The following is an 18,840-nucleotide window of genomic DNA, read 5'->3' as shown; positions in this document are numbered from 1 at the left end:
GGTCCTTCGCCGACATTCTTGATTACGGCGGTCGAGACGGACACGGTTTATTACTGCAAATATTACATATTTGCGTAAACCGGTCCTTCGCCGCCTTGTGGCGTAACCCAGTTAATATTCTGGTTCGGGTCTTTGATGTCACAGGTTTTGCAATGTACGCAGTTCTGCGCATTGATGACGTAAGTTTCCTTGCCGTCCTTCTCAACCCATTCATAAACACCCGCAGGGCAATAGCGTGTTGAAGGCCCTGCAAACACATCATGCTCAGACTTCAGCTGCAGTTCGAGATTTTTAACCTGCAAGTGAACCGGCTGATCTTCTTCATGATTGGTGCTCGACAGGAACACTGACGACAGACGATCAAAGCTCACCACACCATCAGGCTTCGGATAGCTGATAGGCTTGTGTTTAGCCGCCGGTTCCAATGCCGCCGCATCGGTCTTGCCGTGTTTCAGCGTACCGAAGAAGGAGAAGCCGAACAGCTGGTTTGTCCACATATCCAGACCACCCAGCGCCACACCGATAATGGTGCCGAATTTCGACCACAACGGCTTAACATTGCGAACACGCTTCAGGTCTTTGCCGATAGCGCTGTCACGCCATTCATTTTCGATGCCGATAACTTCATCATTCGCACGACCGGCAGCAATCGCTTCCGCAACCTTATCCGCCGCAAGAATTCCCGACAGCACCGCATTATGCGAGCCTTTGATACGCGGCACGTTCACAAAACCGGCCGCACAGCCGATCAGCGCACCGCCGGGGAATGTCAGCTTCGGCACGGACTGCCAGCCGCCTTCAGTAATCGCGCGCGCACCATAGGAGATGCGCTTGGCACCTTCAAAGGTCGGACGGATCGTCGGATGTGTCTTGTAACGCTGGAATTCTTCAAACGGTGACAGATACGGGTTCTTGTAGTTGAGATGCACCACAAAACCGACAGCCACCAGATTGTCTTCCAGATGGTAAAGGAAGGAACCGCCACCGGTTTTCATATCCAGCGGCCAGCCGAAAGAGTGCTGCACCAGACCCGGCTTGCTCTTCGACGGATCAATCTGCCAGAGTTCTTTCAGGCCGATACCAAATTTGGCCGGTTCACGGCCTTCATCCAGTTTGTATTTTGCAATAACCTGCTTGGAGAGCGAGCCGCGTGCACCTTCTGCAAACAGCACATATTTACCATGCAGTTCCATGCCGCGTGTATAATTCGGCCCTGGTTCACCATTGCGTTCCACGCCCATATCACCGGTCGCGACACCGGTTACAGCACCTGCATCATTATAAAGCACTTCGGCAGCAGCAAAGCCCGGATAGATTTCCACGCCGAGATTTTCAGCATGGGTAGCCAGCCAGCGCGCTACATTGCCCAGCGACACAATATAATTGCCATGATTATTCATCAGCGGCGGCATTGCGAAATTCGGCAGCCTTACAGAACCCGCAGGTCCGAGCACCAGAAACTGGTCATCCGTTACCGGAGTTTTGAAAGGATGGTCGCTTTCTTCGCGCCAGTCAGGCAGCAGCTTGTCGATACCAACCGGATCAACAACAGCGCCGGACAGAATATGCGCACCGACTTCCCCGCCCTTTTCCAGAACCACGACGGAGAGTTCCGGATTATTCTGTTTCAAACGGATCGCCGCAGCAAGACCGGCAGGGCCTGCGCCGACGATCACAACGTCGAACTCCATACTTTCCCGTTCAGGAAGTTCGTGTTCGTTGTTCATTTATACCTCCATAGCATCGGGCGCAGCTTGGGTTCCCGTTTTTTTATAACCAGAGCGTATCGTGTTCATCACATCCGCTGCGCTCGTTCTATTCTTTTAATTGCCGCATTATCGTGCTGATCAAAGGACGATGAAATGCTTCATCCCCACCTGATACAGAGTTGTAACACAGTTCAAATGCGTCCTATTGTCCAAAATCGTCTCAGATCATGACGTTTGTTCACTAACAGATCACTATAATATTGACGTTTACGTCAATGTAAATGGTTTTTGAACAGGCATGCCCGAAAGCCCTTGCCAAAGCTTCTGCAATTTGCGACCTCAGAACTGTAAACAAGCCTGCAACCGGAACAATCGTGTGTCAGACACTGCAATCACAGCTAACTGGGAAGATCTGATTCGCTTCTATGCGGAAGCCGGAGTGGATTCCGCGCTGGCTGATGCACCAATTGATCGTTTTGCAGAGGCTGCAACACTGGCAGCTGCACAGCCGAAACGTACATCCCAGCCTGATAATTCTGTGCGCAATGTCACACCTGCACAGGCTGGTGCCATGCAGTCTCAGGCACGCAGTGATGCACCGCCGGCAAACCGCACCCAGCAAAAGCCGCAGGCCGCAGCATCTATGCCTGCACAGGCCGCAATTGCACCGGAAATTTTGCTGGAAAATGCCCGTAAACTTGCCCGCAGCGCGGCCAGTCTTGATGACTTGCAGCAGGCAATGGCCGGTTTTGACGGCTGCCGTCTGAAATTCACCGCCAAGAATATCTGCTTTGCAGACGGTACTGCAGATGCAGAACTGATGGTGATCGGTGATACGCCGGGGCGTGATGATGATCTGGAAGGTATTCCCTTCTCCGGCCCTGCGGGGCAGATGCTCAACCGCATCCTTGCAGCTATTAATCTGACACGCGAGCAAGCCTATCTGGCCAATACATTGCCATGGCGCCCGCCAGGCAATCGCCCTGCGACACCGCTGGAACTGGACTTATGCCGCCCGTTCCTTGACCGGCAGATTGAACTGGTTGCACCTAAAGTGATTGTTGCACTGGGTGATCCTGCTGCCAAAGCCCTGACAGGCTCCCGTGAGCCGATTTATAAATTGCGCGGCAACTGGCACAGTCTCACGACTGCCGGAGAGCAGAGCATTGCGATTATGCCAAGCCTGCATCCGGATTATTTACTGCGCACACCGGCTCAAAAACGCTTCGCATGGGAAGACTGGCTGATGGTCAAAATGCGTCTGGCCGAAAGTGCCGTCTGACCAGAGCATAATTCCTTAAACTTGGATCAGTTTGAGGTAAAATTATGCTCTCATTTTAAAGTGTTAGAGCGAGTTTTGTGTGCCAAGTCTGGCACACGGCGCTCTAGAGCATTTCACAGTCAAGCTGGATCAACCTGACGCCCGTGATAATGCGACCAAATAAAGAATCTGGAGCGAGCGCTATAATCCAGTCTGGACGTAAACCGCTCTAGCTGCATCACCAGTTTAAATGCGACATAAACATCCGTGAAAAAGAATTTCATTCCCGACTAAAAATGCCAGTATCCCTGCATTGTTTTTTACAATAAAGCGTCGCTGAATATTTTCGCATTTACGATAGCCTGCTCTTTCAGGTTCAGTGTCCGGATAAATCCATGCCAGCTCAGTTGTTGCCGATTACAGCGCTTCTTTTCAGTACGCTTCTGATGCTTATGGCCGGTGGTCTGGCAGGCCTGCTGCTGCCGATCCGCGCTGGTATGGAAGGCTGGTCAACCATTACAATCGGCTGGATGGGGACATTCTATTCCCTCGCCTTTACAGCGGGCTGTCTGGTGGTGCCGATCTTTGTGCGCAATGTCGGCCATGTTCGCGTCTTTACAGTTTTGCTGACCATTCTCGGCATGTCGCTTCTGCTGCACTCACTGATTATCGACCCGATCGCATGGATGGCCTTTCGCGGGCTGGCCGGTTTCTCTCTGGCCGGTGGTTATATGGTGGTGGAAAGCTGGCTGAATGAGCGCGTCAATAATGACAGCCGCGGTATGATCTTCTCAGTCTATATGATCACCACCATGGTCGGCACTATGTCCGGTCAGTATATTCTGCCTTTTGGTGATCCTTCCACGCAAACCCTGTTCATCATCTGCACCCTTATTTACAGCTTTGCCCTGATCCCGACCGCCCTGTCACGCGCGGAATCGCCTAAGCCCCTGACACAGGTTTCGCTGGATATTAAAGGCCTGTATAAGCGCTCTCCCGCAGCCGTTGTCGGCTCCCTCGTGTCCGGCATTATTGCCGGTGCGTGGAATATTCTGGCACCGATTTATGGCCAGATGAATGGTCTCGACAATCTAAGCATCGCGACCATGCTGGTCACAGCGATGATCGGCGGTGCTATTTTTCAATATCCGCTGGGGCGTTTTTCGGATTTTGTCGACCGCCGTTATGTCATGGTGCTGAGCGGTATTATCGGCGTTATTCTGTCTCTGGTGCTGATGCTGTTTTCACCGGCAGACGGCCTGAGCGGCTATATGGTCATTTTCCTGATGGGGGCGGTGTTGTTTCCGATTTACAGCCTCAATGTCGCTCATGCCAATGACTATGCGGAAGCCAATGAATTCGTTAAAATTTCCGGCGGTTTGCTGATTGTTTATGGCATCGGCAATGTGATCGGCCCGCAGATTGCAGCGCGGATGATGGAGAGCTTTGGCAAGACCGGTATGCCGGTGACGCTGATTATCTGTTTTGCCGCCTATGGCCTGCATGCTTTGTGGCGTATCAGCCTGCGCGAGCGCCCTGCCATCAGCGATCAGAAAACTGAGTTCAAATATCAGGCGACCAAGAATATCAATACGCCTGAAAGCTATCAGATGGATCCGCGCAGTGATGTGCCTGAGGAAGAAACAGAAGAAACCTCGGCAGAAAACAGTTCAACGGAAAACATGAAGGACTGAAATTCTCAGTGCCTTCTCAGTTTTCTACCTGACAGTTTATGCTCGCGGAAAATGATGAAAATCCCTGCACCAATAACAATTACACTACCGATCAGCATCGGCAGAGTCGGTACATCGCCGAAAACCACATAGCCGATACCAAGACCGAGCAACATGGATGTATATTCAAACGGAGCAATGGTCGACATATCTGCGTGACGGTAACATTCGGTCAGGAAAATCTGCGCAATACCTCCGGCAAAACCCGCAGCGATCAGCAGTGCCAGTTGCCACATTTGCGGTACAACCCAGCCGAAGGGCATTGTAAATAATGCAATCACCGTTGAGGTGAGCGAGAAATAAATCACAATCGTTGCGGTACGCTCACGCTTCACCAGTTTGCGCACCAGCATCATGGCAACGGCCGATGATAAAGCCCCGATCAGCGCAAAGACCGCACCGACCGCCTCACCATGGCTCACACCACCGCCGGAGAACAGGCTGAGACGCGGCCAAACAATAATCAGGACGCCGACAAAACCGACCAGCACCGCGCTCCAGCGATAAATGCGCACCTGTTCCTTCAGGAAGATTGCACTGAGCACAACAATCATCAGCGGGGATGCGTAATTGATGGCAATGCTTTCCGGCAGTGGCAGCAAGGTCAGAGCATAGAACCCGCTGAGCATGGACATAACCCCGACTAGCCCGCGCCAGATATGACCGAAAATATCCGAAGTCTGCATCGCGCCTTGCAGCTGATGCGTATAGGCCAGATAGATCACAACCGGAAAAATCGCAAAGAACGAGCGGAAGAATACCAGTTCCCCCGCAGGTATGCCTTCTGCGGATTTCAGCAGTGTCGACATCAGCACAAAAATGAAGACAGATGTAACTTTGCAGGCAATACCAAGCAATGGTCTTGGTTCAGCTGCAGCGGCGGGTGTATCTGCCAAAGGCAGATGGCGCTCAGGGGCATTCACAATGAAAATTCCTTAACTGCCGACAAATTCGTACGGCAGACTCCCTCTTTTTATATGCAAACACCATAGCTGGTTGAGCCCAGTTTTCCAGCACTATTTGCTAAATTTACAACTATTCCAATAGAGACAATGATCTGTCACATATTCAAAAAACGGGCATAATAAATACTTGTTTTGAACAAGCAAAAATTTTCACAATGATTGCGGTTTCGCCTGCCAAAAAAATGGCCTAACCTCCCTGCACAATATTCAAAGTCAGTGCAGGAGCAGTTATGCGTACCGATACAGGTCATGTCTTTCGCCTCGAAGATTACCGCCCGTCAGATTACCTGATACGCAAAACAGAGCTGGATTTTCAGCTTGATCCGGAAAAAACCATTGTCACAGCCCGTATGATGATTGAGCGGCGCGATGGCGTTTCCCTCACCGCGCCGCTGATACTGGACGGTGATGAGCTGGAACTGGCGAGCCTGCACATTAATGGACAACCGGTCAGCGATTATATTGCAACGCCGGAACTGCTCACCATCCGCTCCCTGCCGCAGCAGAGCGCGTTTACGCTGGAGATTGTGACAAGGATTAATCCGACAACCAACCGGCAACTGATGGGGCTTTATCGTTCCAGCAATGTCTATACGACCCAATGTGAGGCGGAAGGGTTTCGCCGTATAACCTATTTCCCCGACCGGCCGGATGTTCTCTCGGTCTATACTGTTCGTCTTGAGGCAGACAAACAGGCTGCGCCAATTCTGCTCTCCAATGGCAATCTTGAAGCAAATGGTGATCTCGCCAATGGTCGTCATTATGCGCTGTGGCATGACCCGCATCCTAAGCCATCTTATCTTTTTGCGCTGGTTGCTGGTAATCTTGGGTCGATCAGTGATCAATTCACCACAATGTCCGGTAAACAAGTCGCGCTGAATATCTATGTCGAGCATGGCAATGAAGACCGCGCGACTTATGCAATGGATGCGCTGAAACGCTCAATGCGCTGGGATGAAGAAGTTTATGGCCGCGAATATGATCTCGATATTTTCAACATTGTTGCCGTGTCTGATTTCAATATGGGCGCGATGGAGAATAAAGGGCTGAACATCTTTAACGATAAATATGTTCTAGCTGATCCGCAGACCGCCACTGATACGGATTATGCCGGTATCGAAGCAGTGATTGCCCATGAGTATTTCCACAACTGGACGGGCAACCGCATTACCTGCCGTGACTGGTTTCAGCTTTGCCTGAAAGAAGGGCTGACGGTCTATCGTGACCACGAATTTTCCAGCGACATGCGCTCCCGCGCTGTTCATCGCATTGACGAGGTGAAAATTCTCAAGGCGCAGCAATTTCCGGAAGACGGCGGCCCGCTGGCACATCCGGTACGGCCGAAAGAATATCGGGAGATCAATAATTTCTACACGGCAACCGTTTATGAAAAAGGCAGTGAACTGATCCGTATGTTGCGCACCATTATCGGTGATGCGTCTTTCTATAAAGGTCTTGATCTCTATTTCAGCCGTCATGATGGTGAAGCTGCGACGATTGAGGATTTCATCAAATGTTTTGAGGATGTGACCGGTCGCTCCCTCGCCCATTTTGCGCTGTGGTATGATCAGGCAGGCACACCACTTGTGACTGTTAGCAGTGACTATGATGCCGCAAGCCGGAGCCTGCGCCTCACTTTGGGGCAAAAGACGGATCCGACACCGGGCCAGAGCCATAAGCAGCCCATGCATATTCCGGTCAAATTCGGGCTGATCGGTGCCAATGGCAAAGATATTGCTGTTTCTTCCCATGAGGGCGCAGGACTTGAAGGCGATGTTCTGCATCTGCGTGAAGCTTCACAAAGCTGGACATTTCACAATATTGCTGAAAAACCGGCTCTCTCGCTGTTGCGCGGTTTCTCTGCGCCGGTGCATCTCAGCCAGCAACTGAGCCGTGAAGAGCAACTGTTTCTTGCCCGCCACGACAGTGATGCGTTTGGTCGCTGGCAGGTTATCCATCAGCTGATGAACACCGCCATTATGAGTAATGTTGAAAAACTGCGTCTGCAGGAGCCGGTCGCATTTGATCCGGCACTGGCAGAATTATTGGCTGAACTGGTGCAGGATAAGACGCTGGATCATGCTTTCCGTGCGCTATGCCTCTCACTGCCGGAAGAAGCGGATATTGCCCGCGAGCTTGGCAGCAATATTGATCCTGACCTGATCCGCAGCAGCAGAGAAGCATTACTCTCTGCAATTGCCACGCAGAATGCCGCACTATTCGCCAAAACTTATGAGAGCTTACAAGATAACACACCTTTCACGCCCGATGCGAAAGGCGCTGGAAAACGTGCGCTTAAAGCAGTCTTGCTGAACTATCTTGCCGCCTCGGATAAAGAGCCTGCACGAGTCTATGCCCAATTCACTGATGCCGACAATATGACAGACAAGATTGCAGCTCTGACCTTGCTGGTGCATCGCTTTTACGGTCATGACAATGCGACACAAGCCTTGGCACAGTTTGAGAAAGACTATGGCAATGTACCGCTGGCGATGGACAAATGGTTTGGTGTGCAGGCGCGCCGCCCTGCACCTGATGCGCTGGAAACTGTACAGCAACTGATGCAGCATCCGCTGTTCTCTCTCGACAATCCGAACAGAACACGCGCTTTGCTTGGTGCCTTTGCAGCAGGCAATCCGACCGGCTTCAACCGGCCGGACGGCAAAACCTATGCGTTTTTCACCAATCTGATCCTGACAATTGACCGCGAAAACCCGCAATTGGCGTCGCGCCTGCTGACCAGCCTGCGCTCATGGAAAACACTGGAACCGGCACGCCGCGAGCATCTGAAAACAGCATTGGAAACCATCGCTCAGGCTGAAAACCTCTCCGCCGATGTGCGTGATATTACAGAACGTATGCTCGCCTGACAAAATAAGGGTGCGGAAGGCAAACCGGCACTTCCGCATCTCATTTCTTCACATTTGACTATGCACACAACTGCACAAGTCCATCTCCTGCTTTTCAGGAAACGCTTTAAAAAGAACACAATGTTTTACGATAAAAACTGAACGGCAGTGTATTTCTGAATCAAATCAGAATCATGCAGCACTGACCTCATGTGTCACCTTCCGAGAACTGATCGAATCATCTTCGAATCGGCGCAGGTTTTTTATTAATTATTAATTAAAAGCACTGGACACAGCGAATCACATTTGATTCATTAGGGTTATTCGGATTTCCCACCCCGAATCACTTCAAAAGCAACCACTCAGATGAGGGGCCACAGGATGGCAAATACCGACGCGTACCGCGCGCCGAATGGTGTCCGTTACACCTCAGAAAGACAAAGCCCGCGCAAGCGTTTCAAGCTTTCCGGTTATGTTTATCTGTTGTCGGGCCCTGCCTACCGCAAGCTCCTTTCCCTTGAGCCGTTACTGCGTCGCGTCGTGCCGGTGCTGATTATTGCCTTTCTGATTATTCTCGCCGGTGCGCGCATGTTGTCGCTGCTCAACCAGCGCGACGAGATCGAAAGTGATGCCCGCCATGAAATGGCGCTGACTGCCGCGCATGTTGCTTCAAAATTGCAAAAGCAGATCGAAACTGTTCCACCTGCGGACAGCGACGGTGACTATAGCTCTATCCAGAATTTACTGGTTGAGCTGCGTTCGCAGGGCTTGATTAATGCAGGTCTTGAACTTGCCATTCTCGATGAAAATTCAAAAATCGTTGCCGCTCTGAGCAGCCGCCAATTGCTTGGCATTCAGGCGGAGACGCTGTTCACCGAAGCACAGCCGCTCTTGATGTTTGGCAGCCGCGCCGGTGTTTTGCCTGTAAAATACCGCAGTGAAGCTGCTTTTGCAGCTGCTGAAAAAGTTGAACCGCAAAATGTGCAGGCTGCTGCGGCCGGTGCCTTTTCTGTTATTGCTTTCAATACTGAAAAAGTAATTTTTAAAGACTGGCGACAGATTCTCTCGCTGAATATTACCCTGTTTGCCGCAACCGCCGGTGTTCTGCTGGCTATTCTTTATGCCTATTTCTCTCAGGCAGCGCGTGCCCGCGATGCCGATGATTTCTCCCATCAGATTCAAAGGCGAATTGATCTGGCTCTGGCCCGCGGCCGCTGCGGTCTCTGGGACTGGGACATGGCGCGCGGACGCATGTACTGGTCGCGCTCCATGTATGAAATGCTCGGCTATGAAGCGGTCGACAGCGTTCTGTCATTCGGTGATGTTGCAGCCATCGTTAATCCTGTTGACGGTGATCTTTACGAAATCGCCACACAGGTTATGTCCGGCGAATTGCGTCAGGTTGATAAAGTGCTGCGTATGCGCCATGCCGACGGCTACTGGGTGTGGATGCGCGTACGTGCGGAAATCGCCAATGAAGGCGATGTGCATCTTGTTGGCATTGCCTTTGATGTGAGCGAACAGCACCGTTTTGCGCAGGCTACAGCCGAGGCTGACCTGCGTATCCGTGAGGCGATTGAAAGCATTTCCGAGGCTTTCGTTCTCTGGGATGCTGAGAGCCGTCTGGTCATGTCCAACGGCAAGTATAATGAATATGCAGGCCTGCCTGCCACAGCACTCAAGGCCGGTGTAACGCGCGAAGATATTCAGCCGCTGCTGCGCCCTGCCGCTTTTGAACGCCGCATGGCCAATGAAAATGACCGTAGCGGTGCACAGACATTCGAGCGCCAGCTTGGTGACGGCCGCTGGCTGCAGGTCAACGAACGTCGCACACAGGACGGCGGTCTGGTATCGGTTGGCACAGACATTACCCAGTTGAAGCTGCATCAGGAACGTCTGGTGGATAGTGAGCGTCGTCTGATGGCAACCATTCAGGATCTGAGTCTTGCCCGTAAAGCGGAGAAAGACCGCGTGCGCGAGCTGTCAGAGCTGGCTTCAAAATATGCGACGGAAAAGGAACGTGCGGAAAGCGCGAACCGTGCAAAGTCCGAATTCCTTGCCAATATGTCTCATGAATTGCGCACACCGCTCAATGCGATTATCGGCTTCTCCGAAATGATTTCTGCCGGTACGTTTGGTCCGCTCGGCTCTGACCGTTACGCAGAATATATTCACGACATTCATACCAGCGGCAATTATCTGCTCAATGTTATCAATGACATTCTCGATATGTCGAAGATTGAGGCCGGACATTTCTCACTGGATCGCGAAGAGATTGATCTTTATCCGCTGATTGAAGAAACCGTGCGTGTGGTTTCCCTGCAAGCTGAACAAAAACATATTACGGTTGAAACCAGTATTGCCGATACGATTACCGCCAGCGCTGACCGCCGCGCGATCAAGCAGGTGCTGATTAATCTGCTGTCCAATGCTGTGAAATTCACCGGTGACGGCGGTAATATTCTGGTGCGGGCACGTAAGACTAACGGTGCTCTGATCCTCACCATTAAAGATACCGGCTGCGGTATTCCGCGTGACGCGCTGAAGAAACTCGGTCATCCGTTTGAACAGGTGGAAAATCAGTTCACCAAGACCCATACGGGTTCCGGCCTTGGTCTTGCTATCTCGCGCTCGCTGGCTGAGCTGCATAATGGTGCGCTGCGCATCTGCTCAACCGAAGGTGTGGGCACAATTGTCTCTGTGCGCATTCCGGATCGCAAAACACCAACGCTCAACGCTCCTGCCAGTGGCGATGTAGCAGCTTAATTTTAGCCTTTCAGCAATTGTTTGAAGGCTTTGGCGACCAGTTCGGTTGTCTGATCCAGCTGATGCTCAACATGGGCAATATCCGGCAATTCAGCGGCGCGGCACAGCAGTTCCAGCAAGCCCGGCAGATAATCCTCCCGCCCCGTATTATCGTCAACACAGAGACGGATAATCTGCGTAAGATTACTATAGAAATGATGGGCTGCGGCCAGTTCTTCGGCCAGTGCAGGACTGGAAAAATCCGGCTTCAGATGACGCAGATTTAATTCTGTGGAAGTGTGACGGATATCTGTCGCCACCTGCCCTGTCAGCACTGCGAACTGCGCGATAAATTCCAGATCAATCAAACCGCCAGAACGCAGCTTCAGATCCCAATTATCACGCGGCGGCTTTTCACTGGCAATCAGTGCACGCATATCGGTCATTTCCTTGGCGGTCTTTTTCACCTCGGAAGGAATGGCGAGAATAGCATCAACCTCCGCATCAATTTCATCACGGAATGACTGGTCACCGGCTATAGCGCGAGCGCGGGTCAGCGCCATATGTTCCCATACCCATGCATCATTGCGCTGATACTTGCCGAAAGCCTCAATATGGGTTGCAACAGGTCCTTTATTGCCGGAAGGGCGCAGACGCATGTCCACTTCATAAAGCACGCCTTCGGCCATAGGTGCGGACAATGCCGCGATCAGACGCTGCGTCAGACGGATATAGTATTGCGATGCAGCAAGCTGCTTCTCACCATCTGAATAGTCAGCATCCGCATCATGGTCATAGAGCAGTATGATATCAATATCAGAACCGGCGGTGAGTTCGCGGCTTCCCAGTTTACCCATGGCCAGCACTGCAATACGGCCACCAGCAATCTGGCCATGGCGGATGGTAAATTCCTTCATCACCGCACTCAGCGCACGGTCAATCATCAGCTCGGCAAGATCAGAGAATGCCCTGCCCGCACGCACACCGTCAATCGCGCCGGTCAGCAAGCGGATACCAATCAGAAAACGCTGCTCAGCTGCAAATATACGCAAACGGTCAAGCGTTTCTTCATAAGGTTCATCATGGGTGAGGAAAGTATCCAACCGCTCTTCGAGATAGCTGCGCGTTGGCAATTCGGAGAAAATGCGCGGGTCCAGCATACCGTCAAAGACATGCGGTTTATGGGTGATAATTTCGGCCAGTCGTGGTGCAGCACTCATCACCAAAACCAACAGATTAAGTAACGCCGGATTGGACTGTAGCAGGCTGAAAAGCTGGATACCGGATGGCAGACCTTGCAGAAAACCATCAAACCGCAGCAGAGCATCATCGGCACGCTCGGTTGCTGCAAAGGCATTCAGCAAGGCTGGTGTGAGTTCGGTTAAGCGTTCACGCGCCTCGGCCGTTTGCGTTGCGCGGTAACGGCCAAAATGCCATGTGCGGATAATCCGGCAAATATCACTCGGACGCTCAAAACCAAGCTGTGACAGGGTTTGCAGCGTATCGGGATCATCCGTCTCACCGGTAAAGACCAGATTGCCGCCACTGCTGCCAAGTTCCGGCGCTTGCTCAAACAATGCCGCATAATGTTTTTCGACAGTACGCAGAACAGCCAGAAACTCTGCTGTGAAGCTTTCATTATCCGGATAGCCCATCATCGAAGCGATGCGGCTGAAACCTTCATCATCCTCCGGCAGAATATGTGTCTGTTCATCAGCCACCATCTGAATACGGTGCTCAACATTGCGCAGAAACTGATAATTGCGGCTCAGCTGATCGCGGGCATTTTCACCCACCCAGCCACGTTCATAAAGTTTGGTGAGCATCGCCAAAGTTTGTGAGCCGCGCAATTCAGGAAAGCGCCCGCCTGCAATCAGCTGCTGGGTCTGCACGAAAAACTCGATCTCGCGAATACCGCCGCGTCCGAGTTTCACATTATGGCCCCGCACGGCAATATCGCCATGACCGCGATGCGCATGGATTTGACGCTTGATCGAATGAATATCGGCAATCGCCGCATAATCAAGATATTTGCGCCAGACATAGGGCGCGAGTTCTTTGATGAACTGCTCACCCGAAGCAATATCACCGGCGACTGGACGTGCTTTAATCATCGCGGCGCGTTCCCAGTTCTGGCCGCGCCCCTCATAATAATGCAGTGCCGCGCTCACCGGAATAGCCAGCGGCGTTGCTCCGGGGTCAGGGCGCAGACGCAAATCCACACGGAAGACATAGCCGTCCGCCGTTCTGTCCTGCAAAATCTTGACCAGCCGCCGCGCCATGCGTGAGAACAGATCAACACATTCATAGGGATCAGTAATTGCCGGACGGGCGCTGTCGATAAAAATAATCAGATCAATATCGGAAGAATAATTCAGTTCTCTTGCGCCGAACTTACCCATACCGAGCACAATCAGCCCGCTGTCTTTTTCAGGATGGTTACGATCCGGCAGAGCCAGTTTGCCTTTTGTATCGCTTTCAAGCAGCAAGAATTGTACGGCAGCACGCAGGCTTGCCTCTGCAAGATCGCTCAGGCGATTGGTGGTTTGCATCACATCGGCAAAGCCTGCCAGATCATCCAGTGCAATCAGCACATGGGCAGTTTTCTTGAGACGGCGCAGTTCCGTCATCAACCGGTTTTCCGTCATTTCCGGATCAGCACCCAGAGCAGAGATCTGCTCTAATGCCTGTGCCAGCAGTGCATCGAGCGGCGCGGTAAACAGGCTTTCCAGAATTTCAGGACAGGTTTCTGTCACTTCCCTCAGGAAGGATGAGCAATCGAGAATTGCTGCTAAAAATCCGGTTTCATCTGTGGCTTTGAGATAGCGGCTCAGAGCGTTGCATCCGCGCTCTGTGGCCGCTCCTTTTAAATTTTGCAGGTAAATCTTTGCCTGTTGCGGATCGGGAACTGTCAGAGATTTCAGCGAACTATCAAAAAACAAAACACCGGTCATGCTGCAATTTCACCCCCAGAGCATTTCCCGTTTCAATTAAAACAGAAGAAATGCTCTGTCCCTTTGTTGCCGCGCATCTTATCCGAAACCGTTTCACACTTTTCGGGATGCGCTTCCTGTTTCCACGCGCATCTTATCCGAAAACCGCTACGCACTTTTCGGGATGCGCTTCCTGTTTCCACGCGCATCTTATCCGAAAACCGCTACGCACTTTTCGGGATGCGCTGTAGATTCCTGCCTGATTACTGTTTTGTCTCAGGCAGGGCAGGAAAAGCAAGAACAACCCGCAGTCCCGGTGAATTATCTTCAAGCATCAGACTGCCGCCATGCAGTTTCATCACCGCTTTTGCCAGACTGAGTCCAAGACCGGAGCCCGGTTGTGTACGGCTTTCCTCAAGACGCACAAAACGCTCTGTCGCCTGTTCGCGCATCGCTTCCGGAATACCCGCGCCCTGATCGGCAACGCTGATCAATACCTGATCGCCCTCTTTCTTCATCGCCACGGTGATCTTTGTCCGGTTTTCACCGCTCTCATCTGCGACCGGTGAATATTTGATCGCATTATCAATCAGATTGGAAATAGTCTGACCAACCAGTTCACGATTGATCCGCAGGCTGATATCCGCACCGGCCTCAACCACAAGCTCCAGTCCCGCATCTTCAGCAACCGGTTCGTAAAGCTCTGCCACATCATGCAGGATCGGATTAACCGGCAGCACTTCCATATTCTCGGATGAGTAACCGGCCTCAAGGCGCGAGATCATCAGGATCGCATTAAACGTGAGGATCAGCTGATCGGATTCGGCAATAATATCTTCAAGAGCCACGCGGTATTCCGTGTTGTCTTTCTGGCCGGAAAGTGTGGCTTCCGCCTTATTGCGCAGTCTGGTCAGCGGCGTTTTCAGATCATGAGCGATATTGTCAGAGACATGTTTCAGCCCGTCATTCAGTTCTTCAATCCGCCCCAGCATAGCATTCAGATTGATCGACAGCCGGTCAAATTCATCACCGGAACCACTGACCGGCAGACGCTCACCCAGATCACCCGCCATAATGCGTTGTGAAGAGCTGGACACCTGTTTGAGCCGTAGCAGTGCCCTGCGCCCGACAAAATACCAAATCAGGAAAGCGCCAATCGCCATGATGCCCAATGCCAGCACCAAAGCGCGGCGCATAATATCGCGGAACAGTTCCGGCTCGCTCAGATCGCGGCCGATCAGAACGCGCATACCATTCGGGATAGCGAAGACAATCGCAATCGCCTTGTGTTTCTCAGCACTGCCCTGCTCGCCATAGCGCATATAGGTGAATGGCCGGTCTGACATACCGCTAATATCCAGCACACCCGGCTCAAGGCTCTCCACATTGCCGGAGAGAATACGCCCTGCGGGATCAGAAATCAGATAAAGAAAAGCACCAGGCTGGCGGGAGCGCCGGTCAATCGTGCGCACCAGCAGCGGAATACCACCGCGCTCATAAGACTGCGTGACGCTTGTCACTTCATCGAGCAAAGCTTTTTGTGTCTGTGCAGTCAGAAAATTGACCGACAGATTGGTCATATAGAAAAACAGTGCCATCGCACTGAGCAAAAACAGCAACAAATATAAAGCCGACAGCCGGACGGCTGTCGTGCTCAGCAAGGCGCTCAGCCGGCTCATCATTGGCTGTCCGCCACTTTGGATTTGGCTGCGGATGTTCCCGCCTTCAACATATAACCGGCTCCGCGCACTGTATGCAGCAAAGGCTCGTCAAAATCTTTTTCGATTTTGGAGCGCAGGCGTGAGATATGGACATCGATCACATTGGTTTGCGGATCGAAGTGATAATCCCAGACATTTTCCAGCAGCATCGTGCGGGTAACCACCTGCCCCGCATGGCGCATCAGATATTCCAGCAGGCGAAATTCGCGCGGCTGCAAATTGATCTCGGTTCCGGCACGACGCGCCGTATGAGACAGACGGTCAAGTTCCAGATCGCCAACGCGGTATACTGTGTCTGCCTCTTTCGGGCTGACACGGCGTTGTAAAACCTCAACACGCGCCAGCAGCTCCGAGAATGCATAAGGCTTGGTGAGATAATCATCGCCGCCGGCACGCAGGCCTGTCACACGGTCATCCACCTGCCCCAGAGCTGAAAGAATGAGCGCCGGTGTGGTTTGCCCCTGTGCACGCAATCCGGCAATGACAGAAAGCCCGTCACGCTTCGGCAGCATCCGGTCAATAATCAGCACGTCATAATGATTATTCTCTGCCAGCGTATAGCCGGTTTCGCCATCACCGGCGACATCAGCAATATGTCCGGCTTCAGCAAATGCTTTTTCCAGATAACGTGCCGCTTCGCGGTCATCCTCAATAATCAAAATACGCATCAGCAACCCTCAAAGCAGAGTGTAAATGTTTGAAAAGGCGGCGCTGTTTAAGCACCGCCTTTACATGTCTCAACCTATCAGAACAGATCAGCCCTGATCAACCGGCAGAGCAACAAAGCTGTTCTGGCCATTACGCTGAACCTGTAGCAGAACTGCCTTGCGTCCGTTTTTCACAGCATCTTTAATCGCTGCGTTAATGTCAGATGCAGATTTTACATCCTTATTATTCACGGTCACAATTGTATCGCCGGCGCGCATACCCTTGTCAGCTGCATCGCTATCCGGATCAACATCGGTTACAACAACGCCTTTACCGCTGTCATCCGGAGTGACTGTGAGGCCGTAATCATCAAGAGTTTCACTCTCGCCCGATGATGTAGCAGCGCCCTTGTCACCCTGTTTCTGGTCATCCGGATAGGCTTTAATGTCAATGCTGACAGTTTCAGCCTTACCCTTGCGCCAGATCGTCAAGCTGGCTTTTTCACCCGGATTAATCGCAGCAACTTTCTTTGCCAGATCACGCGGATCTTTCACGGTTTCATCATTCACAGCCGTGATCACATCACCGGCAACGATACCCGCTTTAGCGGCAGGGCCGTCAGCCTGTGGTTCGGCAACAATTGCGCCTTTATCCTCAGCAAGACCGAGTGAATCTGCAATTTCCTTGGTTACCGGCTGAATTTGAACGCCGATCCAGCCACGCTCAACCGAGCCCTTCTTAATCAGCTGATCCACAACCTTGCTTGCAGTGGATGCCGGAATTGCAAAAGCAATACCAACACTGCCGCCCGACGGTGAGAAGATCGCAGTGTTAATACCGACAACCTTACCGGTCAGATCAAAAGCAGGACCGCCGGAATTCCCCTTGTTTACCGCCGCATCAATCTGGATGAAATCATCGTAAGGGCCTGCACCAATATCACGGCCACGGGCAGAAACGATACCGGCAGTCACAGTGCCGCCAAGGCCGAACGGATTACCTACAGCGACAACCCAGTCACCGACTTTGACAGTGCTGTCATCATCAAAAGCAACATAAGTGAATTTGCGCTTGTCATCGACTTTCAGCACGGCAAGATCTGTACGAGCATCAGTGCCGATCAGCTTGGCATCAAGTTCGGTGCCGTCATCCATCACAACGGAGAATGAATCGCCGTCTGTCACAACATGATTATTGGTGACGACATAGCCGTCTTCAGAAATGAAGAAGCCTGACCCCTGAGCAAACGGACGAGCATGGCCGCGATCACCGCGCTTCTGACGCTTATTCGGGCGTGCCTGCTCACCATCAGGACCATAAGGGTTGCCGAATTCCTTGAAGAAGCGCTTCAGAGGATGGCCGTCCGGTAACTGGTCAAGACCATTACCGCCAAAATACTGGGTGCGGTCGTTGCGTGTGTTCTGCACATCGCTTTTCACGCGCACACTCACAACGGCAGGGCGAACTTTTTCAACCAGTTCAGAAAAACCCGGCTGTGCCTGAGCGGTCACGCTGACCGGAGCTGCCTGCGCAGACGAGATTGATGCCAGAGGGCCAGTCGCCAGAATTGTACCGGCCAGAGCGGCGGACAAGAAAATGTGGGTCAGCGGGCGACGGGAAGATGACTTAATATCAGACATAAAATATCTCCTGAGAGGGCAGATAACCAGCTAAAGATTATCAACTATTCCTCACAAGAGATAGCTTAGTGAACATTACCGGATAATTTCTGAAACATGAATTTTTCGTAAGGTTACGAAATTCCGGTTATTTGCCGTCCAGAAGATTTTGAAGACGTTGTTTTTCCTCGTCATTCAGCGGAACAATCTGCGGCTGCGTGCTGCCGGCTTTACGGCGCGAAAACCAGATAACGCTGATACCAATAATCAGAATAACGACAGGGAAACTCCACAGGATGATTGTCTGCTTGTCGAGACGCGGCTTGAGAAGCACGAACTCGCCATACCGTGACACCAGAAAATCAATAACCTGTTCGTCGCTGTCACCCTGCACCAGACGCTCACGCACTAGCAACCGCAAATCACGCGCCAGATCGGCATCGGAATCATCAATCGACTGGTTCTGACACACCATGCACCGCAAACCGGCAGAGAGATCACGCGCACGTTTTTCCAGCACAGGATCAGCCAGAATTTCATCCGGATTAACCGCCCATGCATTCTGAACATTTGCAGTCAGAAAACTACCGGCGGCAATGCTCACAGTAATGAGCAAGATGCATAAGGAGCGACTGAACAGATTTTTCAACATGCTCA

The 18,840-nt window shown here is 51.9% G+C and carries 11 protein-coding genes; 4 read left to right on the top strand and 7 right to left on the bottom strand.

Annotated features, from left to right (window positions below):
* Positions 1–62: 62 nt before the first annotated feature.
* On the bottom strand, positions 63–1,727 hold the full coding sequence (locus tag HBA93_RS02825; RefSeq protein WP_221722278.1) for an electron transfer flavoprotein-ubiquinone oxidoreductase: 1,665 nt from the start codon (positions 1,725–1,727) through the stop codon (positions 63–65).
* Positions 1,728–2,085: 358 nt separating this feature from the next.
* Between HBA93_RS02825 and HBA93_RS02820 the strand changes: the two genes are divergently transcribed.
* Together HBA93_RS02820 and HBA93_RS02815 are read left to right on the top strand one after the other, a co-directional pair.
* Positions 2,086–2,991 (top strand): uracil-DNA glycosylase, encoded by a 906-nt coding sequence (locus tag HBA93_RS02820; RefSeq protein WP_221722277.1) that lies wholly within the window; start codon positions 2,086–2,088, stop codon positions 2,989–2,991.
* Between the two features lie 374 nt (positions 2,992–3,365).
* Entirely contained in the window at positions 3,366–4,664 is a 1,299-nt protein-coding gene (locus HBA93_RS02815; RefSeq protein WP_221722276.1) for an MFS transporter, read from the top strand.
* A gap of 5 nt (positions 4,665–4,669) precedes the next feature.
* Here the strand turns inward: HBA93_RS02815 and HBA93_RS02810 are convergent, their stop codons facing one another.
* Positions 4,670–5,626, bottom strand: a complete 957-nt coding sequence (locus HBA93_RS02810) for a DMT family transporter (protein WP_502910015.1) — start codon at positions 5,624–5,626, stop codon at positions 4,670–4,672.
* Positions 5,627–5,898: 272 nt separating this feature from the next.
* On the opposite strand from HBA93_RS02810, the gene pepN reads away from it, so the two are divergent.
* Both pepN and HBA93_RS02800 read left to right on the top strand, forming a co-directional pair.
* Positions 5,899–8,538 (top strand): aminopeptidase N, encoded by a 2,640-nt coding sequence (gene pepN, locus HBA93_RS02805; protein WP_221722275.1) that lies wholly within the window; start codon positions 5,899–5,901, stop codon positions 8,536–8,538.
* Positions 8,539–8,898: 360 nt separating this feature from the next.
* The gene (locus HBA93_RS02800) at positions 8,899–11,283 is read left to right on the top strand and encodes a PAS domain-containing sensor histidine kinase (RefSeq protein WP_221722274.1); all 2,385 of its coding nucleotides are present in this window, start codon (positions 8,899–8,901) and stop codon (positions 11,281–11,283) included.
* Between the two features lie 2 nt (positions 11,284–11,285).
* Here the strand turns inward: HBA93_RS02800 and HBA93_RS02795 are convergent, their stop codons facing one another.
* From HBA93_RS02795 to HBA93_RS02775, 5 genes are all read right to left on the bottom strand, one after another.
* On the bottom strand, positions 11,286–14,216 hold the full coding sequence (locus HBA93_RS02795) for a bifunctional [glutamine synthetase] adenylyltransferase/[glutamine synthetase]-adenylyl-L-tyrosine phosphorylase (RefSeq protein WP_221722273.1): 2,931 nt from the start codon (positions 14,214–14,216) through the stop codon (positions 11,286–11,288).
* Between the two features lie 242 nt (positions 14,217–14,458).
* The gene (locus tag HBA93_RS02790) at positions 14,459–15,877 is read right to left on the bottom strand and encodes a sensor histidine kinase (RefSeq protein ID WP_221722272.1); all 1,419 of its coding nucleotides are present in this window, start codon (positions 15,875–15,877) and stop codon (positions 14,459–14,461) included.
* The gene (locus HBA93_RS02785; protein WP_022709997.1) at positions 15,874–16,584 is read right to left on the bottom strand and encodes a response regulator transcription factor; all 711 of its coding nucleotides are present in this window, start codon (positions 16,582–16,584) and stop codon (positions 15,874–15,876) included. Before HBA93_RS02785 ends, HBA93_RS02790 begins: the two co-directional genes overlap by 4 nt.
* An 87-nt stretch (positions 16,585–16,671) precedes the next feature.
* A complete protein-coding gene (locus tag HBA93_RS02780) occupies positions 16,672–18,204 on the bottom strand; it encodes a Do family serine endopeptidase (protein ID WP_221722271.1) in 1,533 nt (510 codons plus the stop codon).
* A gap of 127 nt (positions 18,205–18,331) precedes the next feature.
* Complete coding sequence (locus tag HBA93_RS02775; protein WP_221722426.1) at positions 18,332–18,835, bottom strand: cytochrome c-type biogenesis protein; 504 nt, start codon at positions 18,833–18,835, stop codon at positions 18,332–18,334.
* Positions 18,836–18,840: the final 5 nt, after the last annotated feature.

It is taken from the genome of Ochrobactrum sp. SFR4, from assembly GCF_019730395.1.
GTDB lineage: Bacteria > Pseudomonadota > Alphaproteobacteria > Rhizobiales > Rhizobiaceae > Pseudochrobactrum.
The sequence above is the reverse complement of the archived record's forward strand: the minus strand, read 5'-3'. Positions and strand labels throughout refer to the sequence as shown.